This is a genomic window from Natronorubrum halobium (genome assembly GCF_051351675.1).
Classification (GTDB): Archaea; Halobacteriota; Halobacteria; order Halobacteriales; family Natrialbaceae; genus Natronorubrum.
This window is the reverse complement of record NZ_CP195595.1, coordinates 3209364-3233524: the sequence shown is the minus strand read 5'-3', so window position 1 is coordinate 3233524 and position 24161 is coordinate 3209364. Positions and strand designations below refer to the sequence as shown.

Annotated in this window: 22 protein-coding genes; 13 read left to right on the top strand and 9 right to left on the bottom strand. The window is 64.3% G+C overall.

The window, feature by feature from the left end:
• Nucleotides 1-91 precede the first annotated feature (91 nt).
• Entirely contained in the window at nt 92-1312 is a 1221-nt protein-coding gene (locus ACSFC7_RS16000; RefSeq protein WP_436343820.1) for an MFS transporter, read from the top strand.
• Between the two features lie 267 nt (nt 1313-1579).
• Here the strand turns inward: ACSFC7_RS16000 and ACSFC7_RS15995 are convergent, their stop codons facing one another.
• Both ACSFC7_RS15995 and ACSFC7_RS15990 read right to left on the bottom strand, forming a co-directional pair.
• Complete coding sequence (locus ACSFC7_RS15995) at nt 1580-3466, bottom strand: S9 family peptidase (protein WP_436343819.1); 1887 nt, start codon at nt 3464-3466, stop codon at nt 1580-1582.
• 64 nt (nt 3467-3530) lie between these two features.
• A complete protein-coding gene (locus tag ACSFC7_RS15990; RefSeq protein ID WP_436343818.1) occupies nt 3531-5207 on the bottom strand; it encodes an aldehyde ferredoxin oxidoreductase C-terminal domain-containing protein in 1677 nt (558 codons plus the stop codon).
• Between the two features lie 114 nt (nt 5208-5321).
• Between ACSFC7_RS15990 and ACSFC7_RS15985 the strand changes: the two genes are divergently transcribed.
• The 4 genes from ACSFC7_RS15985 (at nt 5322) to ACSFC7_RS15970 (ending at nt 8902) form a co-directional block, all read left to right on the top strand.
• Nucleotides 5322-5978 (top strand): HAD family hydrolase, encoded by a 657-nt coding sequence (locus ACSFC7_RS15985; RefSeq protein ID WP_436343817.1) that lies wholly within the window; start codon nt 5322-5324, stop codon nt 5976-5978.
• A 174-nt stretch (nt 5979-6152) separates the two neighbouring features.
• Complete coding sequence (locus ACSFC7_RS15980; protein ID WP_436343816.1) at nt 6153-7088, top strand: hypothetical protein; 936 nt, start codon at nt 6153-6155, stop codon at nt 7086-7088.
• A gap of 156 nt (nt 7089-7244) precedes the next feature.
• Nucleotides 7245-8165 (top strand): phosphatase PAP2 family protein, encoded by a 921-nt coding sequence (locus tag ACSFC7_RS15975; protein ID WP_436343815.1) that lies wholly within the window; start codon nt 7245-7247, stop codon nt 8163-8165.
• A 152-nt stretch (nt 8166-8317) separates the two neighbouring features.
• Entirely contained in the window at nt 8318-8902 is a 585-nt protein-coding gene (locus ACSFC7_RS15970; RefSeq protein ID WP_436343814.1) for a GNAT family N-acetyltransferase, read from the top strand.
• Nucleotides 8903-8963: 61 nt separating this feature from the next.
• Here ACSFC7_RS15970 and ACSFC7_RS15965 read toward each other — a convergent pair whose 3' ends face one another.
• Nucleotides 8964-9203 (bottom strand): hypothetical protein, encoded by a 240-nt coding sequence (locus tag ACSFC7_RS15965; RefSeq protein ID WP_436343813.1) that lies wholly within the window; start codon nt 9201-9203, stop codon nt 8964-8966.
• A gap of 178 nt (nt 9204-9381) precedes the next feature.
• On the opposite strand from ACSFC7_RS15965, the gene ACSFC7_RS15960 reads away from it, so the two are divergent.
• The 3 genes from ACSFC7_RS15960 (at nt 9382) to ACSFC7_RS15950 (ending at nt 14351) form a co-directional block, all read left to right on the top strand.
• Complete coding sequence (locus ACSFC7_RS15960) at nt 9382-11064, top strand: acyl-CoA mutase large subunit family protein (protein ID WP_436343812.1); 1683 nt, start codon at nt 9382-9384, stop codon at nt 11062-11064.
• Nucleotides 11065-11208: 144 nt separating this feature from the next.
• Nucleotides 11209-13341 (top strand): PQQ-dependent sugar dehydrogenase, encoded by a 2133-nt coding sequence (locus tag ACSFC7_RS15955; protein WP_436343811.1) that lies wholly within the window; start codon nt 11209-11211, stop codon nt 13339-13341.
• Nucleotides 13342-13490: 149 nt separating this feature from the next.
• Nucleotides 13491-14351, top strand: a complete 861-nt coding sequence (locus tag ACSFC7_RS15950; protein ID WP_436343810.1) for an aldo/keto reductase — start codon at nt 13491-13493, stop codon at nt 14349-14351.
• A 26-nt stretch (nt 14352-14377) separates the two neighbouring features.
• Here ACSFC7_RS15950 and ACSFC7_RS15945 read toward each other — a convergent pair whose 3' ends face one another.
• Both ACSFC7_RS15945 and ACSFC7_RS15940 read right to left on the bottom strand, forming a co-directional pair.
• Nucleotides 14378-14692 carry a YbjQ family protein gene (locus tag ACSFC7_RS15945; RefSeq protein ID WP_436343809.1) on the bottom strand — a complete coding sequence of 105 codons (315 nt, stop codon included), beginning with the start codon at nt 14690-14692 and terminating at the stop codon, nt 14378-14380.
• 192 nt (nt 14693-14884) lie between these two features.
• A complete protein-coding gene (locus ACSFC7_RS15940; protein WP_436343808.1) occupies nt 14885-15352 on the bottom strand; it encodes a response regulator in 468 nt (155 codons plus the stop codon).
• A 238-nt stretch (nt 15353-15590) separates the two neighbouring features.
• Here ACSFC7_RS15940 and mce point away from each other — a divergent pair, with 238 nt between their 5' ends.
• Complete coding sequence (mce, locus tag ACSFC7_RS15935) at nt 15591-15974, top strand: methylmalonyl-CoA epimerase (RefSeq protein ID WP_436343807.1); 384 nt, start codon at nt 15591-15593, stop codon at nt 15972-15974.
• A 36-nt stretch (nt 15975-16010) separates the two neighbouring features.
• Here the strand turns inward: mce and ACSFC7_RS15930 are convergent, their stop codons facing one another.
• Complete coding sequence (locus ACSFC7_RS15930) at nt 16011-16403, bottom strand: hypothetical protein (protein WP_436343806.1); 393 nt, start codon at nt 16401-16403, stop codon at nt 16011-16013.
• A 216-nt stretch (nt 16404-16619) separates the two neighbouring features.
• Here ACSFC7_RS15930 and ACSFC7_RS15925 point away from each other — a divergent pair, with 216 nt between their 5' ends.
• Nucleotides 16620-17729: a lipid II:glycine glycyltransferase FemX gene (locus ACSFC7_RS15925; RefSeq protein WP_436343805.1), complete on the top strand. Its 1110-nt coding sequence runs from the start codon at nt 16620-16622 to the stop codon at nt 17727-17729.
• 20 nt (nt 17730-17749) lie between these two features.
• Here ACSFC7_RS15925 and ACSFC7_RS15920 read toward each other — a convergent pair whose 3' ends face one another.
• Nucleotides 17750-18424, bottom strand: coding sequence for an FAD-dependent oxidoreductase (locus ACSFC7_RS15920; RefSeq protein ID WP_436343804.1), 675 nt, complete (start codon nt 18422-18424; stop codon nt 17750-17752).
• A gap of 302 nt (nt 18425-18726) precedes the next feature.
• Here ACSFC7_RS15920 and ACSFC7_RS15915 point away from each other — a divergent pair, with 302 nt between their 5' ends.
• Together ACSFC7_RS15915 and ACSFC7_RS15910 are read left to right on the top strand one after the other, a co-directional pair.
• The gene (locus tag ACSFC7_RS15915; RefSeq protein WP_436343803.1) at nt 18727-20481 is read left to right on the top strand and encodes a 2-oxoacid:acceptor oxidoreductase subunit alpha; all 1755 of its coding nucleotides are present in this window, start codon (nt 18727-18729) and stop codon (nt 20479-20481) included.
• Nucleotides 20481-21344: a 2-oxoacid:ferredoxin oxidoreductase subunit beta gene (locus ACSFC7_RS15910; RefSeq protein ID WP_436343802.1), complete on the top strand. Its 864-nt coding sequence runs from the start codon at nt 20481-20483 to the stop codon at nt 21342-21344. Before ACSFC7_RS15915 ends, ACSFC7_RS15910 begins: the two co-directional genes overlap by 1 nt.
• A 215-nt stretch (nt 21345-21559) precedes the next feature.
• On the opposite strand, the gene ACSFC7_RS15905 is transcribed toward ACSFC7_RS15910, so the two are convergent.
• Nucleotides 21560-22216, bottom strand: a complete 657-nt coding sequence (locus ACSFC7_RS15905) for a DUF6517 family protein (protein WP_436343801.1) — start codon at nt 22214-22216, stop codon at nt 21560-21562.
• A 148-nt stretch (nt 22217-22364) separates the two neighbouring features.
• On the opposite strand from ACSFC7_RS15905, the gene ACSFC7_RS15900 reads away from it, so the two are divergent.
• Nucleotides 22365-23486, top strand: coding sequence for a pyridoxal phosphate-dependent aminotransferase (locus ACSFC7_RS15900; RefSeq protein ID WP_436343800.1), 1122 nt, complete (start codon nt 22365-22367; stop codon nt 23484-23486).
• Between the two features lie 9 nt (nt 23487-23495).
• Here ACSFC7_RS15900 and ACSFC7_RS15895 read toward each other — a convergent pair whose 3' ends face one another.
• Nucleotides 23496-24062, bottom strand: a complete 567-nt coding sequence (locus ACSFC7_RS15895) for a type 1 glutamine amidotransferase domain-containing protein (RefSeq protein ID WP_436343799.1) — start codon at nt 24060-24062, stop codon at nt 23496-23498.
• Between the last annotated feature and the right edge of the window lie 99 nt (nt 24063-24161).

The window sequence follows — 24161 nt, the reverse complement described above, 5'->3', positions numbered from 1 at the left end:
CAAATCGGTCGACGAGTACGTATTTGCCCTCGAGCACCTGCCACCTCGTTCCGATCGGAACGACTAACCAGTACACCTGACTAGCCACGCTATGGACCGGAACGATCGCGCGATCGCACGATTCACCATGCTCGGGCACGCGACGTTCCATCTGTACGAACTCACGATCCCGCTGTTCGTCGTCGTCTGGCTGGACGCGTTCGACGTCTCGCCGGCCGTGCTCGGCACGGTTGTCGCGGTCGGCTACGCGCTCATCGGGCTCGGCGCGCTGCCGAGCGGCGCGCTCGCTGACAGGTACGGCTCGAGACGGCTGGTCGTGCTCTCGATGGTCGGCATGGGCGCCGGCTTCGTGCTCGTCAGCCTCGCACCGACCGTCTGGCTGCTCGGTATCGCACTCGTCCTCTGGGGGGCTGCGGCGAGCCTCTACCATCCCGCCGGCCTCTCGCTGATCACCCGCGGCTCGGAGCAGCAGGGCACCGTGCTCGCGTACCACGGCGTCGCGGGCAACGTCGGGACGGCGGTCGGCCCGCTCGTGGCAGCGATCGCGTTGACGCTCTTAGACTGGCGGCTCGTGGCCGCACTGTTCGCCGTCCCCGCGCTGGTCGCCGTCCTCGCGGCCTCGATCTTTCGCTTCGACGAGCGGGCGGGCGTCGACGACGATCCCACGTCGACACCCGACTCGAGAAACGGGTTCGTGACGCTTTTCGAGCGGACGAAACTGCTCTTCGTCGGCAGTTTCGCCGTCGTGTTCGTCATCGCGATGCTCGCAGGGACGTACTACCGGGGCGTTTTTACGTTCCTCCCGGATGTCCTCGCGGAACTCCCCGTCTTCGATCCCGTCATCGTCGCCGGGGAGACGTTCGAACCGAGCCAGTACGTCTACGCGGGACTGCTGTTGATCGGCGGCCTCGGACAGTTCGTCGGTGGAAAGGCGAGCGACTACCGCTCCCCCGAGTGGGCCATCGTCGGCGCGTTCGCCGCGTTGATCGCCGTCTCGTTGCTCTTTCCCCTCGCGACGAACGCCGGCCTCGTCGCGACGCTGCTGGTCTGTGCGGCGCTCGGCTTTTTCGTCTACGTGGAAGCCCCGATCCATCAGGCCCTGATCGGGAAATACGCCACTGCAGACGTCCACGGCCTGTCCTTCGGCGTCACGTACCTCGGCGTCTTCGGCATCGGGGCCGCGGGGGCGTCCATCGCCGGCGTCGCCCTCACGTACGGCGGGACGAGACTCCTCTTCCTCGTCCTCGCCGCGTTCCCGGCGCTCGGACTGCTGCTGGCCGGTTACCTCGCGCTCACGAAGCGGCGTGACTGATTCCTCACGGGAGTGCGAACGCCCCGAACTCGCTCTCGACACCGACCGGCACGCCTCGCCAGTTCGAAACCGATCCAGTCTCCATCGGACGGTGCATGATATTGACTGGCATGGGTTTATGCGACTGAGGAGACGAGGCTGTCGTGCGGTCGGACGATAGCAAGTTCGACGGTCGGCTGGTCGCGTCGTGTCCAAACACGATAACGGGCCACGCACCGTACGCGAGGATACCTCGCGTGGCCCGGTTTTGCTGCTCTTACGTCGGGTTCAGACGACAGTCCGTTCGACGCCGACGCGGCGTTCGAGGAACTCCGTCAACAGCCGAAAGAGGCGGAGCTTCTGCGCCTGATCGGAGGAGGCGTGGCCCTCTTCGCCGAGTTCGTGGTACTCGAACGCGCCGGTCTCTCCCGCTTCGAGTTCGCGCTCCTCGAGCGCCTCGCGGAACAGTCGCGCCTGCGAGACGGGAACCCGCCGGTCGTTGACGCCGTGGACGATGCAAATGGGAACGTCGAGGTTCTCGACGTGCGTGAGCGGAGAGCGGTCCGCGTAGAGATCCGGATTCTCCGCGGGCGTACCGAGGTACTTCTCCATGAGTTCGACGCGGTAGTGGGCCATCGTGGTCTCGAACATCTCCTCGAGGTCCGTGAGGCCGATCCACGCGATACCGGCGTCGTAGAGCGCGGGGTACTGGACGAGTTGCCAGTACGCCGAGTAGCCGCCGTAGGAGCCCCCGAAGACGACCACGCGATCCTCGTCGAGCCAGTCGTAGCGTTCGAGGACGTACTCGACGGCCGTCGCGACGTCGCCCTGTTCGGCACCGCCCCAGTCCCCGATCAGTTCCTCGACGAACTCGCGGCCGCGGCCGGTCGATCCCCGATAGTTGACCTGCAGCACCGAGAACCCCTGCGAGACCAGCGTCTGCGCGTAGAGGTCGAACGACGTGTCGTCGCGACCGCGCGGTCCGCCGTGGGGGTTGACGATCAGCGGCGAGGGCCGCTCGCCGGAGTCGTACAGGAGCGCGCCGATCTCGAATTCGTCGTACGGTTCGTGCTCGACGGCTTCGGCGGGCGTCTCGGGGACCCCGTCGGAGGTGAACGTGACGTACTCGGCGTCCGCGAAGTCGTCGGGATCGAACGGGCCGTACTCCGCTTCGAGCAGCGTCTCGTACTCGTCGCTCTCGAGGTCGTAAATCAGCAGTTCCGGACGCCGCGTCGGGCTGGTGTGCTCGAGGAGGATCCGGTCCTCGTCGATACTGATCCCGGTCGGCCCCATCCCGAACGAGGTGACGCCCTCGGGAAGTTCGAGTTCCCGCCCGCTACCCGACTCCCGATCGTAGACGACCGGAACGGTGTTCGCGTTCCGACTGCGGGACGCGAGGAGTCGGTCGCCGCCGGAGAGCACCGCGATCGGCTGTTCGTCGTACTCGTCGTCGCCGTACCAGGTCACGTCGTCGGCCGCGAGATCGTAGACGCCGATGCGGCCGAGATCGGGGGTGTTGTCGCCGACCAACAGCCGCTCGCCGTCCGGACCCCAGTCCACGGGCGTGGCTTCCGCACCGATTTCGCCGATCTCGAGATTCCGGGGATCGGAGCCGTCCGCGTTCGCGACGTAGACGTCCCGGTTGTCGAAGTCGTCGGTTTCGTTGGTCGCGTACGCGATCCGGTCGCCGTCGGGCGAGAGGTGAGCCTCCCAGACGGCTCGCTCGTAGTCGGTGATCTTGGTCGTCTCGCCGCTCGCGAGGTCGTGACTGTAGACGTTCAGCTGGCCGTCTCGGTTCGATCCCACGAGGAGCGTCTCGCCGTCCTCGCCGACGTCCTGAACGGCGAGCTGGCCGTCCATCTCGACGACCGGCTCGACCGATCCGTCGCGGGACAGCGCGTAGATATCGTTCTGTTCGTCGCCGGCGTCGTCGAGGTGGAAGAACACGCGGTCGCCATCGGCGGCCCACGCGACGTACCACCGGGCGTTGCGCGGCACCTCTCCATCGGACCACCGCTCCACGTCGCCGGTCTCGACGTCGACGACGTGCAGTTCGTTTCGGCCGGTGACGTCGTAGTAGCAGGCGACTTCGTCGCCGGACGGCGAGACGGTCGGGTGGGCGATCGTCGGCAGCCCCGCCAGTTCTTCGAGGACGGTTTCGTCTGAGTCGCTCATTGCTAACTCGTATTAACGAACTGACTTAATTGTTCGAGAAGTAGCAAAGGAGGGCGGCCGTCGCTCAGTCGTCCGACCGGGCGATCTCCGCGACCGACTCGAGTCTCACGTCGGAAACCGTCCCGTCGTCGGACCAGCCGCGGGCGTCGTAGTACTCGGCAATCGCGTCCCCGATGTCCGGCAGGTCGTAGGGGACGCCGTCGTCGTCGCGGTCGAAGCCCCGCCGGTTGTTGAAGTGGCGCTCGAGTTCGACGGTTCGGGCCCCGACGAGCACGAGGTCCTCGTAGTCGGCGTCGAATAGGCGCTCGAGGCGCTCCTCGGTGACGTAGTCGTCGCCGAAGGCGCAGACGATCCCGGTGTCGCGGAACGCGTTGTGGTTCTCCCGGTCGACGAGCGTCTCGGCCTTCCCGAGCGTGCCCTGCGGATCGATCTGGCCGGCGTACTCGAGGCTCAGCATGCTCGCGTACATGTGGTCGGCGCCGCGGTTCGCGACGGCGTAGGAGAGCCCCTGGCCGTGGAGAACCCGCCCGTCGTGGGCGGCGAACTCCATCCCCTTGACCGTGTAATCGTCGACGCCCAGGTCGTCGTGGCAGCGGGCGACGCCCTCCGCGAGCGTGTCGCCGACGCCCTCGCGGTACGCGATCTTCTCGGTGATCTCCTGGGCGAGGTCGGCGTTCCCGAACTCGTCCTCGCTCTCGAGATAGGCCGCGACGGTGACGCCCGCGGAGATGGTGTCCATACCGAGCGAGTCGCAGAGTTCGTTGCCTCGCATGACGTCGACGATATCGTCCACCCCCTGCTGGGAGCCGAAGGCGTAGACGGTCTCGAACTCCGGCCCCTCGGTCTCGACGCCGCTCTCTTCGTCTCGCGTCGGGAGTTTGCAGGCGTAGGCGCAGGCCGAACAGGCCCCCTTCTTGTACTTCTTCTCCTCGACCGCGTTGCCGCCGATGTCGGCCGCGCCCTCGAACTCGTACTCCCGAAAGTACCGCGTGGGCAGCGAGAAGTTGTCGTTGATGAACTCCGTCCCGCCGGTGGTTCCCTGCCTTCGCATCCGGTCGTCCGAGGTGGCCGCCTCCCGGTGGATGTCCATCTCCGGCGGGTTCGGAATCTCGAGCGGCGGCTCCACATCCCCGTCGAACGTGACGCACTTGACGTTCTTCGAGCCCAGCACGGCCCCGAGTCCGCCGCGGCCGAACGCCCTCGAGTCGAAGGTCATCACCGACGCGAACCGAACCCGGTTCTCGCCCGCGGGACCGATCGCGATGCAGTGTTCGGGGCCGAGGTCGTGCCGGTTCTCGATGTAGTCGGAGGTCTCTGGGACCGTCGCGCCCTCGAGTTCGGGCACCGCCTCGAACTCGACGCCCGAGTCCGTGACGTGAACGGCGAGCAACTCGTCGCTCTCGCCCGTGATCTCGAGGACGCTGTAGCCCGTCGCGACGAAGTTCCGCGAGAGGTAGCCGCCGGCGTTGGTCGAGACCAGTCCGTCGGTCAGCGGCGAGAGCCCGGTCATGTTCATCCGGCCGGTAAAGGACATCTGAGACTGCTGGAGCGGTCCCGTCGAGAGGTAGGCCCGGTTCTCGGGGCCGAACGGGTCCGCGTCGAAGGGGATCCGTTCGTGGGCGAGCGCCGTCGCCGCGGCCCGACCGCCGACGGTCGCCTCGAGCACGTCGTCTATCGCCGCCTCGTCCGCGGTTCGCCCACCGACGTCGACGGTGAGCAATGGTCCTGTCGCGTGGAGCATGTCACAGGATTGTGGATAGGGATCCTTAGCTGTATGCCACTGATACACACCCGATTGGCAGCGAGCGCATCGTCTCAGTAGAGTTATTGTCCCCGAACAGATACCCATTCAGCGATGCAGTACGACGCGGTTCTGTTCGACTTCGACGGCGTCGTCGTCGAGACACCCTCGCCTCGGCGAATGTCCGACGCGCTCGGCCGCACGTACGCGCAGTTCGATCGCTCGGGACCGGCAACCGAGACGTTTCAGGAACTCGCGCGCGGCGACTTCGAGTCGATCGCCGACCGGTGTCGGAGCCTCGAGATCGACGCCAACGTCTTCTGTACGCGGGCCGCCCGCGAACTGATCCGCACCCAACTCGCGGAAATCGAGCGCGGACTGCGCTCGGTCTACGACGACGTGAGCGTCGTTCGATCGCTCGAACTGCCGCTGGGAATCGTCAGCGACAACCATCCCACCGTGGTCACGACCGTCCTCGACCGCGTACACCTTCGATCCCTCTTCGAGACCGTCTACGGCTGTGCGCTGACGCCGGACGGTCTCGCCCGGCGCAAGCCCGACCCGACGAATATCGAGGCCGCGATGGATACCCTCGAGGCCGAGTCGGCGCTGTACGTCGGCGATCGGTCGGTCGACGTGCGGGCCGCCACCAACGCGGGAATCGATTCGGTGTTGCTCTCCCGTACGTCCTCGAGCGACGACCCCGCTCCCGACGTGGCTCCCACGTACCACTGTTCGTCGCTCGCACAGTTGCCGGCGTTCCTCGAGTGAGGGGAGTCAGTCTCTCGTCACGTTCGGCAGACGGTCGACGAACTCGAGACGGCGGACCGGCGCTCGACGGGGACCCCCGTCGCGGGTGTTAAACTACCACACAGATCCGCTAGCACCGCGTCCGCCGCAGATTCCAGCCACTACTTTTTGGACGCGAGGGTGGGAGACGACGGCATGAACGACGACGACTGGACCGAACTCCGATCCCGTTGTGCGGACGTCGACGCCGGAGCCCAACTGCTGACACCGCTCTCCGAACGCCCGTTCGGAATCGAGGCGACCGCGACCGATCGGATCCTGGTCCGCTTTGCGGACAGCGCCGAAGAACGCCCCCTCTGGCGCGAGCAGTTCGGCGTCTTCGACGAACAACTCGGCGACCAGGGGATGGCGATCGACGACCTCCAGCCGGGCGTCGAGCCCTACGCCGCGGTGATCACGCTCTCCGAATCGTACACCGTCGACGACGGCAGGATCGTCACGGCACCCGAGGACGCCACCGGCGGCGAGAGTCCGTTTCTCGTCTCCGCGGCCGACGCGCGGACGCCGCCCGAACGCGTCCACGACGACGCGATCCTGCTCGCTCACCTCGTCGAACGACTCGAGATCGACGACCTCGACGCGCTCGACTCGCTGGACACCGACTCGCTGACCGACTACTACGTCCTCGCCTCGGACGTCCAGCGCGGCGCCGACGGAGTGCGAACGGCGGCGCGCGACGAACTGCTCGAGCGTCTCGGCCCCGATCAGGAACTCCACGGTCGTTTCGGGACGGTTCGGCGAACGACCCGCGAACGCCGCCGCCCGAAGGACGACGAGACCGTGCTCGCCGCCCTCGACGAGCGCGGAATTCCCCGCGAGTGGGTGCTCGGGGTCGATCGAGACAAACTGGACGTGGTTCTCTCCGTCACCGACCTCGACGAAGACGACGTCTACGACACCAGCGAGGACGTCTACGTCCAGAAAACCGGCGTCGACGAGGACGAGAAGTACTCGCGGCTGCAGGGGCTCGCCGACCAAATCGGCGACCTCGAGGACGCCGAGGGCGAGGCGCTTCACGACGAACTCGAGGCGATCGAGGATCGGCTCGAGGAGGCGTTGACGGCGAACTGAGTGGGGAAAAGAGACGACGTCGGTTTCGCCGTAGCCCTGTATCACGTCGGTGAGTTCCAGCCTACTGTCTGCCGCGAGTAGTGCCGTTTGCACGCGTTCAATAGCGCGTGCTCCCAATCGAAAGAAATACCTGTTGTAGATTTGAACCGAATGGCGATGTGGTTTGACCCCGCTGTCGTCGAAGCCGTCCGCGACGCCGTTCCGACGTGGCTCGGCGTCGTCATGGTCGTCCTCTCGTACTTCGGTAGCATCTACTTGATCGCCCCCTCCGCGATCGCCGGCTACTGGGCCAACTGCGACCTCGTTGCGCCGTGGCTCGGCGGTATTATCGGCTGTTACGGCCTGATGTCGATCACCAAGTCCTCTCACACCGCGAGCCGGCCGATCGTCGGTCCCCCCGTCGACGGGACCGACTTCCCCGGCTGGTTCGTCCCCTGGTACGAACACGCCGCACACATTCCCACGACGAGTTTTCCCAGCGGCCACGCGATGGCGGCGACGGTCATCGTCGGCATGATCGTCGTCGACTTGCCGGTGAGCAGCCTCCGGAGACGCGCCGTCGCCGGCGTTGCGGTGATCGGCTGGGTCGGGTTCACTCGAGTCGGACTCGCCGTTCACTTTCCGGGCGACGTCGCCGGCGGCATCGCCTACGCGCTCGTCTTCCTCACCGTCTACTACCTGGGCCGGCGGTACGTCCCCCGGCGAACGTCGGTCTCCGAGACGACGGCCGCCTTCGCCGTCGGACTCCTCTTCGCGCTGGTCGCGGTCACCTACGTCGGGAGCCGCAACTCACACATCGCCTTCGGCGCGGGGATCGGTGCGCTGCTCGCCTGGCACTACGCGCCGGTGATCGCAGACCGAATGCGAGATACCATCTGGGAGACGGTGGCCCCCTTCGTCGGCGTCGCCGTCGTCGTCGGAACGTGGTTCGTCACCGATCTGGGAATCGGCAACCGCGCGTTCGTCGTCGCCTGGTCGGCGCTGTTCCTCGCCGCCGTCGTCCTCGTCCCGTGGGTCGCGCCGACGGGCGCGTTCTGGAGGACGGCGAAACGTCGCAGCCGGCGACTTACCGGCTGACGAGTCGGTCGAACTGCTCGCGAACCGCACCGATTACGGCGTCTCGACTGCGCAGTCCGCCGCCCGTCACGCCGAACGTGCGACCGCAAAGCGACACCTCGCTCCTGTCACCCCCGCAAACGCTTTTGGAGATACACCCCCTACCTCGAATCATGTACGTGCGGGACGCGAAAAACAGAGAGGAGGTCTGGTTGCTCGACGCCATCGAGGCGATGGGTCTCGACGAGACGGCGTTCCGCTCGCGCGATTACGTCGTCGCCGTCGACGAAGCATCCGGCGAGAAGGCCGGATTCGGTCGCATTCGTATCCACAGACCCGACGACGGCGACGACGTCTGCGAGTTGACCAGTATCGGCGTCCTCGAGGGCTGGCGCGGCCAGGGCGTCGGTGCACACGTCGTCGAACGTCTCGTCGAGTACGCCGGCGATCAGGGGTTCGAGACCGTCTACACCCTGACGGGCGAGGGGAGCTACCTCGCCCAGTTCGGATTCCGGCGGATCGAAGAGTCGGCGCTTCCGGAGCCCCTCCGGAACCGACTCGAGGACAAACGCGAGGGGGTCGACCCCGACGCCGTCCCCTTCGAGATCGACGTCGACGAGTTTCAGCTACCCGAGCGACTGCGGGAGGCGTTCAAACGGGCTCCGGACGGTCGCGACGAGGCCTCGGACGACGAGTCGGCCGAAGACTTCGGGATCGATCCCGAGTCGGCGACCTACAAGTACGATACGGGTCGCTAGCTCGACTCGAGCGAGGAACCGGCGTCGACTGCGTGGGTCGGACCGACGGAAGCGACACCGATCACTCGCGATAGGTGTCCGGCTGGTGTGACTGCCGGTCGAACCCGTGGCGAAACGCGACCCACGCGATGGCGGTGACGGCCAGAATCGGGGGCAGGATGGCAAAGGCCCACAGCGGATCGACCCCCCAGCGGAGCAAGAGGACGAGGTTGAACAGGCCGACCGCGAGAAACGGCGCGACGTACAGCGCCGCTCGCCGGCGGTCGCGCGTCGTCTCGTCGGTCGGCAACGACGGCTCCATATCGGCCCCACCACGGCTCGAGTGAAAAGCGGCCGTGCCGATTCGGCTGACTCTCACGAGTTCGTGCTAGTTTCGGCCGACGAACGGACCTGCGACACGGTGGTACGGGTCGCAACTCGAGACGATACTGGCCGCCTTCATGAACCTTCAAGCCCCACCCCAACCTAGATAAACGATAATGTTCGATTCCGACGATCTCGAGGAGATCCGTGCCGACCGGGAGGAGTGGCACGAGGAGGAAGTCGAGCCGGTGGTCGAACGGTTCGGCGAACGAAAAGAGACGTTCACGACGGATACGGGGGGACAGGACGTCGATCGACTCTACACCCCCGACGACGTCGCCGATCTGGATTACCGGGAGGATCTGGGCTATCCGGGCGAGCCGCCGTACACGCGCGGCGTCTACTCGACGGGGTATCGCGGTCGGCTGTGGACGATGCGTCAGTACGCCGGCTTCTCGACGCCCGAAGACACCAACGAGCGCTATCACTACCTGCTCGATCAGGGACAGACGGGGCTTTCGATGGCGTTCGACTTGCCGACGCAGATGGGGTACGACTCTGACGCCAGCATGGCCGCCGGCGAGATCGGAAAGGCCGGGGTCGCGATCGACTCGCTGTCCGACATGGAGACCGTCTTCGACGGGATTCCGTTAGACGAGGTCTCGACCTCGATGACGATCAACGCGCCGGCGTCGGTGCTGCTCGCGATGTACATCGCCGTGGGCGATCAGCAGGGCGTCGACCGCGAGGAGCTGCGCGGCACGATCCAGAACGACATCCTGAAGGAGTACATCGCGCGCAACACCTACATCTACCCGCCGGAGGAGTCGATGCGGATCATCACCGACATCTTCGAGTTCTGTGCGTCGGAGACGCCGAAGTTCAACACGATCTCGATCTCGGGCTACCACATCCGCGAAGCCGGCTCGACGGCCGCCCAGGAGCTCGCCTTTACGCTCGGCGACGGCATCGAGTACGTCGAGACGGCGATCGAGGCCGGCCTCGACGTCGACGAGTTCGCCCCGCAGCTCTCGTTCTTCTTCAACGGCCACAACAACATCTTCGAGGAGGTCGCGAAGTTCCGCGCCGCCCGCCGAATGTGGCACGACATCATCGACGAACGGTTCGACGCCGAGGACCCCAAATCCAAACAGCTCAAGTTCCACACCCAGACTGCGGGCTCGATGCTCACCGCCCAGCAGATCGAGAACAACGTCGTCCGCGTCGCCTACCAGGCCCTCGCCGCGGTGCTCGGCGGCACGCAGAGTCTCCACACCAACGGCAAGGACGAGGCGCTCGCGCTGCCGACCGAGCAGTCGGTCCGGACGGCGCTGCGCACCCAGCAAATTCTGGCCCACGAGTCCGGCGCAGCCGATACTATCGATCCGCTTGCGGGCAGCTACTACGTGGAATCCCTCACCGACGAGGTCGAGGAAGACGCCTACGAGATTCTCGAGGAGGTCGACGAACGCGGCGGCATGCGCGAGGCGATCGAACAGCAGTGGGTTCAGCGCCAGATCCAGGACACCGCCTTCGACCGCCAGAAGGAGATCGAGGAGAAAGAGCGCATCATCGTCGGCGTCAACGAGTTCGAGGTCGACGAAGATCCCGAGATGGACGTCGAGGGAGTCACCCAGGAGGACCAGCAGCGCCAAATCGACAGCCTCGAATCGGTTCGCGACGAGCGCGACGACGAGGCCGTCGAGGCGAAACTCGAGGCCCTGCGCGAGGCGACCCAGGGTAACGAGAACCTGATGCCGTACATTATCGAAGCCGTGAAGGTGTATGCAACGGTTGGCGAGATCTGTAACGTGATGCGCGACGAGTTCGGCGAGTACCAGCCAGGGAGTGCTGTCTGATCGAGTCGGAACCCGAGGTTAGAGCCGGGTAAACGTACGTTACGTCTCGCTGTTCTGGGTAGATCGGTGCTAACTGTTTGTTACGGAGGGAACGGTCGGGACCGTTTATCGGCGTCTCGACCGATCACAGTGTCGTGAGAGATAATGACAAAACACACTGACGAGGGCACGATCCCTCACGACAGCACGTCGACATCCCGGCGGCGACTCCTGCAGGCCACCGCGGCGGCGGGTGGCGTGGTCGCGCTGAGCGATCTCGGCCTCGCCCAGGAGCAAGAGCCCGAGACGATCGAACTCGGCGGCGAGACCAGCGGCTGGCAGGGCGTCTCCCCCGACGACATCGCAGACGAGGAGAATCCGACGCTGGACCTCGAGGAGGGAACCACCTACGAAGTCGTCTGGGAGAACCTCGACGGGCAACCGCACAACTTCGTCGTCGAGAGCGAGGACGGCGAAGAACTCGAGCGGACCGAACTCATGTCGGAGGAGGGGGAGACCCAGTCGCTCGAGTTCGAGGCGACGAGCGAGATGGCGGAGTACTACTGCGAGCCCCACGCGGGGACGATGCGCGGAGAGATTTCGGTCGGCGACGGAGGCGACGCGGCCGAGGAGGAGTCGGACGAAGAGGGTGAGAGTTTCTTCGAGGCAGGCACCGAAATCGGCGTCCAGACGCTCGCGGAGGGCATGACGGCACCGACGGACTTCGGCGTCGCCGACGAGGACGAGGAGCGGTACTTCGTCTGTGACCAGACCGGCGAACTCTGGGTCGTCGAGGACGGCGAACGACAGGACGAGCCGTTCCTCGACGTCAGCGACCGAATGGTCGAACTCGGCACGTTCGAGGGCGACTACGCGGACCCGGATTCGGAGTACGACGAGCGGGGGCTGCTCGGCGTCGAGTTCCACCCCGAGTTTGCGGACAACGGACGCTTTTTCGTCCACTACAGCGCGCCGCCGAACGACGAGACGCCCGACGGTTGGAGTCACGTCGAAGTCGTCTCCGAGTTCCAGGCCGACGAGGAGCTGAGTCAGGCTGATCCGGAGTCGGAGCAGATCCTGATGGAGTTCCAGAAGCCCCAGTACAACCACGACGCCGGACCGATGGCGTTCGGCCCGGACGGCTATCTGTACGTGCCGATGGGCGACGGTGGCGGCGCGAACGACGACATGGAAGGCCACGTCGAGGACTGGTACGACGACAACGACGGCGGGAACGGTCAGGACGTCAGCGAGAACCTGCTCGGTGGCATCCATCGGATCGACGTCGACGAGGAGGGCGACGACGACCGGCCGTACGGTATCCCGGACGACAACCCGCTGGTGGACGAAGAGGACGCCCTCGACGAGTACTACGCGTGGGGCTTCCGCAATCCCTTCGGGATCTCCTTCGACAGCGAGGAACGGCTGTTCGTCTCCGACGCCGGCCAGGACCTCTTCGAGGAGGCGAACCTCGTCGAGGCCGGCGGCAACTACGGCTGGAACGTCAAGGAGGGGACCCACTGCTTCAGCACGGAGAGTCCGAGCGATCCGCCGGAAGACTGTCCGGACTCCGCCCCCGAGGAAGCGCCGTACAACGGACAGGAGCTGCAGGATCCGATCGTCGAGTACCCCCACGTCTACGACGGGGAGATGGTCGGCATCACGATCATCGGCGGCCACGTCTACGAAGCCGGAGAAATCGAAGACTTAGACGGCAAGTACGTCTTCGGCGACTGGACGGCCGACCCGTCTCGAGAAGAACCCATCGGGCGGCTCCTCGCCGCGTCGGAGTCCGACGACGGTGACGAGGCGGAAGAAGAAGACGAGGAGGCTGCCAACGAAACCGACGACGGCGACGAGGAGGAGATCGTTCCTCGAGACGAACTCTGGGACATGGAAGAGCTTCAGGTCGCGGGCAGCGAGGACGGCTCGTTCCCGTACTTCGTCCGGCAGTTCGGTCAGGACCTCGACGGCAACGTCTACGTGCTCGGCAACAGGATGGGCGTTCCCGAGGGCGATACGGGCGTCGTGATGGAGATCGTCCCGCCCGACGAGGGCGAGGAGCTGGAACCGCCCGAAGGGGTGGAAACCGATCCCGAAGAGCAAGACCCCGACGAAGAAGCGACCGAAGACACGCAGGACGAGCCGATCGACGAGGACGAGAACGCGACCGACGACAACGCGACTGACGAGAACGCGACCGACGACAACGCAACCGACGAGAACCTGACCGACGACAACGCGACCGACGGGAATCTGACCGACGACAACGCAACTGACGGGAACCTGACCGACTAGAACACGACCGACGACGCGTACCGATCGTCGGGCAGCGCGGTTTCGATTCTTTTGTGGAGATCCGTTCGTCCGAATGCGCGTGAACCCTGCGTAGCCGCTCGTGAGTGCCTCGAGACGGGCGACCGTCGCTGCTCGCCGGGCCGACTTTGATGGCCAGCGATCACGAATGCGTAGGCGTGGGCACCGAACCAACGACCCGAACGATCAGCGCGAACGGGGCCGAGATACCGGCCCTCGGCTTCGGTACCGCCCGAATGACCGGCGGGGACTGCCGGCGGGCCGTCGAGACCGCCCTCGAGGTCGGCTACCGCCACGTCGACACCACCCAGATGTACGACAACGAGCGCGCGGTCGGCGATGCGATCACCGCGAGCGACGTCGACCGCGAGGAGGTCTTCGTCGTCACCAAAGTCCACCGGAAGAACGCCGCGTACGACGACGTCCTCGAGTCCACTCGGCGGAGCCTCGAGCGACTCGGACTGGCGACGGTCGATCTGCTCCTGTTGCACGCGCCCAGCAGCCGAGCGCCGCTCGAGCAGACGCTGACGGCGATGAACGAACTCCAGGACGAGGGGCGAGTCGAGCACGTTGGCGTCAGCAACTTCGGGGTCGATCGACTCGAGTCCGCGATCGACCACTCCGAGACGCCGATCGTCGCGAACCAGGTGAAGTACCATCCCTACCATCATCAGGAGGAGTTGCTCGAGTACTGCGTCGACCGCGACGTCTGCCTGACGGCGTACAGCCCGCTCGCGGATGGAGCCGTTCCCGGCGACGGCCGACTCGAGGAGATCGGCGAGCCGTACGACAAGTCCGCAGCGCAGGTCGCGCTGCGATGGCTGCTCCAGCAACCGAACGTGGCGGCGATTCCGAAGGCGGCGAGTCGAAGACACATCGAAGCGAACGCCGATATCTTCGATTTCGAACTCTCGAGCGACGAGATGGCAGCGGTGGCCGACGTCGGCGGCGGACTCTGGAACCGGTTGGCTGCGAAGATCGGATTACGGTGACGGCCGATTCGGGGCCGATTTCTCCCTTACTCGAGCCGAACGGCGGTTCCGTAGGCCATCACTTCCGAGCCGCCGTCGGTGATCTGCGAGGTCTCGAGGCGGACGTTGACCACGGCATCTGCGCCCATCTCTTCGGCATCGGCCTCCATGCGGGAGATGGCCTCGTCTCGAGCCTTCGAGAGGAGTTCCGAGTACGCCTTGAGTTCGCCGCCGAAGACGTTGCGGATCCCCTGCGTGATGTCGCGGCCGGCGTTTCTGGCTTCGACGGTATTGCCGCGGGCGATTCCGATGACTTCGACGACCTCACCGTTCGGGACGGTCTCCGTATTTGCGAGCTGCATACACCGAACGGAGGCAGCCTGACAACATAGAGGATGAGGAAACACCGTCGAAACACGGAGAACGTGATCGGTATCGGCCGCTACTGGTCACTCCAGCGGCAGGATCGGGTCGTATCCGAAAGAAGGGAGCGGGGAATGCGCCAGGGGTTGTAGAGAGGGGGAAATAACGCCAGGGGTTGCGGATGGAACGTGTTACTGTGTGCCCTCGGTGCTGCTGGGAAGCCGAGCGGTCGACAACCAGAACGCCTCGACCGCTCGAATGGTCTCTTCGAGTTCGTCCGGCCCCGCTGGTTTCATGATACAGGCGTTCGCGTTCGTTTCGTACACCTTCCGGACTTCTCGTTCCGAAAGCGACCCGGTCGTCACGATCACGGGAATGTGATCGTGGGCCGGGTCACCGGTTAATTCCGCTAAAATCGCTTCACCATCCATGTCCATGAGGTGCCAGTCGAGGATGATGAGGTCCGGCTGCGGCGAATCGGCGTACTCGCCGCGCTGATTCACGAAGTCAAGTGCATCAGCCCCAGTCGAGACGGTGTAAAGTACGTCTGTGAGGCCCATGTCGCGACACACCTCCGTTACGAGACGCGCGTCGCCCGGGTTATCCTCCACGAGCAGGATGGTCTGGGCCTGACTTGCGTTCTCGTTCGAGCCGTTCATTGGACTCTGTTATCATGTGTCGGAACATGAAGGTTCGTATCTCGATGCACCACTCCGCACTCCGTCGCGTCAGCGAGTTATCATCCCCATCGTGATCGTGACCGTCTGGCACCTCTTTGGCGCGGCTTTGATCGTTTGAGCGGTGTGAGGAACAGGGGCAACGATCGAGGAAGGTGTAACGCTCCTCCCACCGACGGGATCCACCCGATATTTGTCGATCCTCGCAAAAGGAACGCCCATGCACTTCGACCACGCTGGCGTCGCGACGGAAGACGCTCGAGAACTCGCGGAGCTGTATTCGGACCTCTTCGGCCTCGAAATCGCCCACGAAGAGGAGTTCGACGGGATGCGCGTCGTCTTCCTCGACTGTGGAAACGGCTACGTCGAACTGCTCGAACCGCTCGAGGAGGGGACCATCGCCCGGTATCTCGAGTCGAACGGGGCGGGGATCCACCACCTCGCGCTCGCGACGGACGATATCGAGGGCGCGCTCGAGACGGTCCGCGACCACGGCGTCCAGTTGATCGACGAGGAGCCGCGGCCCGGCGCGTGGGGGCACTCGGTCGCCTTCCTCCACCCCAGAGACACCGGTGGGATCCTCGTCGAACTCGTCGAGCACTGACTCGGCCGGTATCGGTACTCAAGTCGGACGACCGACTCAGTCCATTCGGCCGTCGGTTTCGTCGAACTCGCCCTCGTCGATGTCGATTCGGTGTGGTTCGGGGCGCTCTCCCCCGCCGCCGCTGCTGCCCCCGACCGGAAGCTTGGTCCGGAGGTCGGCGGCGAACGATTGCACCTGATCGACCAGCGTCTTGACTTCCTCTTCGAACTGTTCGACGGAGCGTTCGACGTAGTGGACGCGCTGGGCGGGAATCCGTCGGACGATGTCGTGGCCCTCCTCGTCCTCGTCGGTCTTGACGATCCAGTGGTCCTGGAAGTAGGCGATGTGTTCGTTCGGCACCGTCTTCCTGACGGTGTCCTCGTCGGGTTCTTCGTATACGATCGTCGCCTGTCCGATGTCCCGCTCGAGTTCGAGATCTTCGTCAACCATACTCGCAGTAGTGGACGGGTGCGCGTAGGTACTGTGCTTGCGAGAGTACCCCGATCACCCGTCTCAGTAGTTCGTAAGACGGGCTCTTTCAGAGTCAGCGAAGACTGACTCACTCGACGAGTGAAGGACGTGTGCGTTTTTAAATAGTATCGGTCGTATTCACCTGCAGATATCCTGACGAAATACTACATACGACGTAATGGTGTCAGATAGTGAATGACGCAAAACTCGATAGGATCTATTCGGTCGAATAAGACACTAGAGAGCACTGAACTAGATACGACAATAAATGTAACAGAGGACGGGCATGAAGTGAAGTGTACCGATACAATTCAAACAGTCGACAAAACTCAATGGAACGGCGTCGTCGAGAGCTCGGACTGTGGGACCGTTTTTCACCGCTACGAGTGGATCGACGCGATCGAAACAGGACTAGGATACCCGGCCAAACACGTGATCGTTACGAAAGACGGAAACACGATCGGGGTATTCCCGAATTTCGTCGTCGATCTGCCGAAGGTACCGCTTCGGCGGCTTCAGTCGGTGTACCCGGGGTTCGGTGGACCGGCAATAACGACAGACGTGGCCGAATCCCTGTCACTGATGAGTGAGGCGATTCGGGACCTCTGTACCGGGAGGACGATCGTCCACGAGATTCGAGCGTGTAATAGCGACTACGTCCGATACAGCGACCACTTTCGGGCGCAAGGCTATCGACCCGCTCGAATCAAGGGGCGGTTTCTGCTCCATCTCGACAAAGGGTACGACGCGATCCTGAGCGGTATGAGCAAGTCGAGACGCAAGGGTATTCGTCAGGGACGGAAGACCGACCACGAGATCGTCAACGAAGAGATCACGATGGCGAATTTGGAGCGGTTCTACCGCGCGTACGAACGGCACATGAACCAGGTCGGCGGAGAGGTGTATCCGATGGCGTTTTTCGAGGAGCTGCTCGACATGAAGTCGAGACTCTTACTGCTCACGCTGCGAATCGACGGAGAGTACGCGGGTGGATTTCTGGAGTTGCTGAACGACGAACAGTCGTCCGTCCACGGTTTCTTCGCCTCGATACCGAAAGAATACTACGAGTATAACGCATCGGAGATCCTCTACGACCGCGTAATTCGGTGGGCGATCGAAAACGGATACGAAACGTACGATTTCGGGGGCGCAGACGGTGACTTCGAGAGCGGCGTGTTCAGATTCAAAGAGGGGTTCGGTGGACAGTTAGTACCGAATCTCTACTGGGAACGCGGAACGGGTCTCAGTTGGAACCTGGTGAAAGCCGGCCGATCGATTTATTTACGCAACAACGATTCCAAGTAACGAACGGCTCGCGGGTGATCCTATCCGAAGTTCTCGATCTGCGCCTCGTCCGAATCGCCGCCGGCGTCGTCGATCGTGTCGGCGACGAACCGCACGAAGTCCTCGAAGCCGAATGCGTAGATCTGGCCGTCCTCGAGGTGCGTTTCGATCGCTTCCGCCAGTCCGTCGCTGTCGTCCTCGTCGAGGATGGCGACGTCAGCGCCCGCGTCCTCGAGCGCCTCGAGTCGGTCGACGTGTGCCGGCTCGTCGTCCTGATAGACGACGACCGCCTCGTGACCCGACTCGTGGGCCGCTTCGGCGATCGAGACGGCGGGGCCGACGCCGGGGCCGCCCGCGACGGCGACGACGTCCGTGTCACCCTCGTACGTGATCGTGCCGAAGGGTCCCTCGATGTGGACGGTCTCGCCGCCCTCGAGATCGGCGAGCCACGGGGAGAGATCGCCGTCGGGGTCGATCCCGACCGTGATCTCGAACGTCTCGCCGACCGCGGGCGAGGAAAGCGTGTAGTGGCGCATGACGACGTCGTCCTCGTCGATCTCCTCCTCCGCGTCGACATCCCGGGGGACGGCGCGGAGCAGGACGAACTGTCCGGGACGGGCGTCGAACCCCTCGGGCGTCTCGAGTTCGAGTGCGACGGTTTCAGGACCGACTTCGCGGATCGATTCGACGGTGACCGGTGATCCTTCGATTGTCATGTCGAATCCGTTCGGGAGCCGCTCGAAAAGGCGTTCCGTTCCGCGTCGTTGCGAGACTCGTGATTCGATGTACCCGATTCGAGGCGCCCATCGGAAATGCTCGTTCTCGAGAGATATTCATCCCGATTAGAGACACCAACCGCAGTTTTCACAGCAGTTCGGAGACGTACTTTCACCACGTATTTATTCTGATTCGAGTAACGAACGGAGCCCTCTGGAGCGAACATATCACAGACTGTAACGGTGGTCTGGTAGGGTTTTCAGAAGCCTTTTCATTTACTGGGGGCAAGGCTCAGCATAACATGGCTGAGGATCTCAACTGGGCGGTCGGAGGCGAGGCCGGGGACGGTATCGACTCCACCGGGAAAATCTTCGCTCAGGCACTTTCCCGAGCCGGACGGCACGTATTCACGTCGAAAGACTTCGCGTCGCGAATCCGCGGTGGCTACACGGCTTACAAGATTCGGACGTCGGTCGAGCAGGTCCAGAGCGTCGTGGATCGACTCGACATCCTGGTCGCCCTGACACAGCGCACCATCGACGAGAATCTCGACGAGCTTCACGAGGGGAGTGCCGTCATCTACGACGGCGAACGCTCCTGGGAAGCCGAGATTCCGGACGAGATCACCGCAGTCGACGTCCCCCTGAAATCGCTCGCCGAGGACGCCGGCGGGGCGATCATGCGCAACATCGTCGCGCTCGGCGCCGCGTGTAAGATCACCGGCTTCGACGTCGAGTACCTCGACGAAGCCCTCGAGAAGCGCTTCGGTGGCAAGGGCTCGAAGATCGTCGAGAACAACAAGGAAGCCGCCCGCCTCGGCCAGGAGTACGTCGAAGAGAACTACGATCTCGAGCACCTCGGCTACAACGTCGAGGTAACCGACAACGATTACGTCCTCCTGAACGGCAACGAGGCGATCGGGATGGGTGCGATCGCCGCCGGCTGCCGGTTCTACGCCGGGTACCCCATCACGCCCGCGACGTCCATCATGGAGTACCTGACGGGACGCATCGAAGACTACGGTGGCCACGTCGTCCAGGCCGAGGACGAGCTCTCGGCGGTCAATATGTCGCTCGGTGCCGCGCGCGCCGGCGCCCGATCGATGACCGCGACGTCCGGAGCCGGGATCGACCTCATGACCGAGACGTTCGGTCTGGTCGCGACCAGCGAGACGCCGCTGGTCATCTGCGACGTCCAGCGATCCGGCCCCTCGACGGGGATGCCGACGAAACAGGAACAGGGCGACCTCAACATGGCGCTGTACGGCGGTCACGGGGAGGTTCCGCGGTTCGTCGTCGCCCCCACGTCGATCACGGAGTGTTTCTGGAAGACCGTCGAGGCGTTCAACCTCGCCGAGAAGTACAACACGCCGGTCTTCCTCGTCTCCGATCTCGCGATGTCGGTCACCGAACAGACGTTCCCGCCGGAGGCCTTCGACATGGACGACGTCGAGATCGACCGCGGCAAACTCGTCGACGACGACGAGGTCGAGGAGTGGCTCGACGAGCAGGGGCGGTTCCGCGCCCACGCCGCCACCGACGACGGCGTCAGCCCGCGCGCCATCCCCGGGACGATCGACGGCGCACACATGAGCACCGGCCTCGAACACGACGAACTCGGGCGCCGGACCGAGGAACAGGACGAGCGCGTCCAGCAGGTCGACAAGCGCTACCGAAAGGTCGAAACGGCCCAGAACGAGGAGGACTGGGAGTATCGCGAGTTCGGAGACGAGGACGCGGACAACCTCATCCTCTCGTGGGGATCGAACGAAGGGGCTCTCGTCGAAGCGCTCGACTACCTCGAGGACGAAGACACCGACGTCCGCGTGATCTCGGTGCCGTACATCTTCCCGCGACCGGACCTCAGCGACGAGATCGAGGCGGCGGAACAGACGGTCGTCGTCGAGTGTAACGCGACCGGCCAGTTCGCCGACGTAATCGAACACGACGCACTTACCCGCGTCAAGCGCATCAACAAGTACACCGGCGTCCGCTTCAAGGCGGACGAACTCGCCGAACAGATCACCGAAAAACTCTCCGAGGAGGTGCCAGCATAATGAGCTCCGACGTACGATTCACCGACTTCAAATCCGACAAGCAGCCCACGTGGTGTCCCGGATGCGGCGACTTCGGGACGATGAACGGCATGATGAAAGCCCTGGCCGAAACCGGCAACGATCCCGACAACACGTTCGTGGTGGCCGGAATCGGCTGTTCCGGCAAGATCGGGACCTACATGCACAGCTACGCCCTTCACGGGGTCCACGGCCGTGCACTCCCCGTCGGCACCGGCGTCAAGATGGCCCGCCCTGACATCGAAGTGATGGTCGCCGGCGGCGACGGTGACGGCTACTCGATCGGTGCCGGTCACTTCGTCCACGCCGTCCGCCGAAACGTCGACATGTCCTACGTCGTCATGGACAACCGCATCTACGGCCTGACGAAGGGGCAGGCCTCGCCGACTTCGCGCTCGGACTTCGAGACCTCGACGACCCCCGAAGGCCCCAAACAGCCGCCGGTCAACCCGCTCGCGCTCGCACTGGCCTCCGGCGCGTCCTTCATCGCCCAGTCGTTCGCCTCCGACGCGCTCCGACACCAGGAGATCATCGAGCAAGCGATCGAGCACGACGGCTTCGGCTTCGTCAACGTCTTCAGCCCGTGTGTCACGTTCAACGACGTCGACACCTACGATTACTTCCGCGACAGCCTCGTCGACCTCAAAGAGGAGGGCCACGACCCGAACGATTACCAGGACGCCAAGGAAGTCATCCTCGACGGCGAAAAGGAGTACCAGGGCGTCATGTACCAGGACGAAAACTCCGTCCCGTACCACGAACAACACGGCGTCACCGAGAACATGTCCGAGATTCCGGACGGTGCGCCCGACGACGCGATGGACCTCGTCCGCGAGTTCTACTGACGGCCGACGATATCGACGCGACTCGTTTCCGTTCGTTTTCTCAGCGCTGATCACTGGCCGCTGTTGCCGCCGTCGGGACAGTGCCGTGTCTGCAACCACACTCCAGGCGCCGCTCAAGTGACCTCACTCGGAGCGGAGCGCTCGCTCTCCGCGTCTCTCGGTTACGGTTCGAAACTAGCGAACCGGAGACAGCCGCATTTCGAACTCGCGAGCGATTAGACCGGGTGTTCGACGGACTCCATCAGCACCTCCGCGTTCGCCGACTCCTCGGCGAGCGGTGCGGGATAGTTCCCGAGAAGGACGATCAGGTCGTCCTCGTGATCGAACGACGCCACCGGGATTTCGACGTCGATCGGTTCGCCCTCGAAGTCGGACTCGCCTTCGAAGACGTCGACCGTTCGACCGTCGCCGAGACTATCGAGCGTGAACGAGTCGACCTTCGAGATGTTCTCGACGTCGGCGTGGTCGCTGTCGATTTCGCTCATGAACTCCCCGAGCAGTTCCTCGTTAGTCATGTCCGCGATGGGGTTGAGCGACCGTCCGAGGACCGAGACGTCGGGAATCGACACGGCGACGAAGAAGGCGCCTTCGCGTTCGATCCCCTGATACTCGACCGCTTTCGAGTAGATCGACGACCAGACTCTGGCCTCGACGTCGCGCTCGACGCCGACCTCGATCGTTTCCTCGATGGATCGTTCTTCGATCTCGTACTCGTCATAGCCGGCGTCCTCGAGGGCTGCATCGGTTGGGGCGACGCGTTCGGCCGAGAGCTCCAGCGGCCCGTTTCCGAGAGCGAAGTCGAGACAGCCGGCCGTCAGTGCGAGCGTGCCGGTCGCACCTGTCGCGAGAATGGCACGTCGTGAGTAGGTCATTACGGAAGTATTCGGTAGAAACCGTATATTAGTTGTGGCACGTATAGTTACGTAGACAAGATAGTGATAGAATAATGACTATCGGGCCGACAGCTCCGGAGAGCACGGACACATCAAGAGTTATCGGGATCCGCACCAGCCTTTAGGCATGACCGAGTTCGCACGACGAGTCGAGCAGGTGTCGATCAGCGGCATTCGCGAAGTGTTCGAGGCCGCAGGTGACGACGCGATCAACCTCGGGTTGGGCCAGCCGGACTTCCCGACGCCCGCCCACGCCCGGCGGGGAGCGATCGAGGCGATCGAGGCCGGACAGACCGACGCCTACACGTCGAACAAGGGAACGCTGACGCTTCGCGAGGCGATCGCGGCGAAGTACGACCGCGACTACGACCTCGCGGTCGACCCCGAGCACGTCATCGCCACGTCCGGCGGCAGCGAGGCCCTCCACATCGTCCTGCAGGCCCACGTCGATCCGGGCGAGGAAGTGATCTTCCCGGATCCCGGCTTCGTCTCCTACGACGCGCTCACCCACATCGCGGACGGCACGCCGAAGCCCGTCGGACTCCGCGAGGATCTCACCCTCGATCCGGCGACCGTCGAAGCGGCCATCACCGACGAGACTGCTGCCTTCGTCGTCAACAGCCCCGCCAACCCGACCGGTGCCGTCCAGAGCGAGGACGACATGCGTGAGTTCGCCCGCATCGCCGACGAGCACGACGTTCTCTGCGTCTCCGACGAGGTGTACGAGCACATCGTCTTCGAGGGCGAACACCGATCACCGCTCGAGTTCGCCGAGACCGACAACGTGGTCGTCGTCAGCGCCTGCTCGAAGACCTACTCGATGACCGGTTGGCGGCTGGGCTGGGTCACCGGCTCGAATCGGCGGATCGAGCGCATGCTGCGAGTGCATCAGTACGGGCAGGCCTGTGCCTCCGCCCCCGCACAGTACGCTGCAGAGGCCGCGTTGACTGGCCCGCAGGATCAAGTACAGGAGATGGTCGAGGCGTTCGAGGAACGGCGCGATGTCGTCCTCGACGGTCTCACAGACGCCGGCCTCGAGGTGCCGAAACCCGAAGGCGCGTTCTACGTGATGCCCGAGGTGCCCGAGGGCTGGTGTGACGAGGTGATCGACCGGGGCGTCGTCGTCGTTCCCGGCGACGCCTTCGGCGCGAACGGCGAGGGCTACGCGCGGCTCTCGTACGCGACGGGGATGGAGGAGTTGAAAGACGCACTCGAGATCATTGACGACGCGACGCGGGCGGTTCAGTAGCGTTCGGCCTCACTCGCTCGCGGCCCCGAACTCCTCGAGAATCGTCTCGCAGAACGCGTCCAGATCGTCCGGATTCCGGCTGGTGATCAGTCCGTCGTCGACGACGACCTCCTCGTCGACCCACTCGCCGCCGGCGTTACGGACGTCGGTCTGGAGGCTGTGGTACGACGTGAGTGTCTTCCCGTCGACGACGTCCGCCTCGACGAGCGTCCACGGGCCGTGACAGATGACGGCCGTCGGCTTGCCCGCCTCGACGTGCTCGCGCAGGAGTTCGACTCCCGCTTCGCGGGTTCGGAGGGTGTCCGCACCGACGGTGCCGCCGGGGACGATCACCGCGTCGTAGTCGTCCGCGGAGACCTCGTCGAAGCTCTTTTCGATCTCGTAGCTCTCGCTCTCCTCGAGATCGTTGTTCACCGTCCGGCCCTCGCCCGTCTCGTGCCCGACGACGTCGACCGTTGCGCCCGCGTCGGTGACGACGTCCTTCGGTTCCGTGAACTCGACCTCTTCGCTGCCTTCCTGTGCGAGGAAGACGGCGACCGTCACGTCCTCGAGTTGGCTCTCGCTGGATTGGCTCATCACGTGGTTCGAGGGCCAGCGGACGGACAAGCGTTGGACTTGCTGATGCAGCCGTGACAGCGGCGGAACGCGCCGGCCCGCGAGCAGCCGGGAACTGTA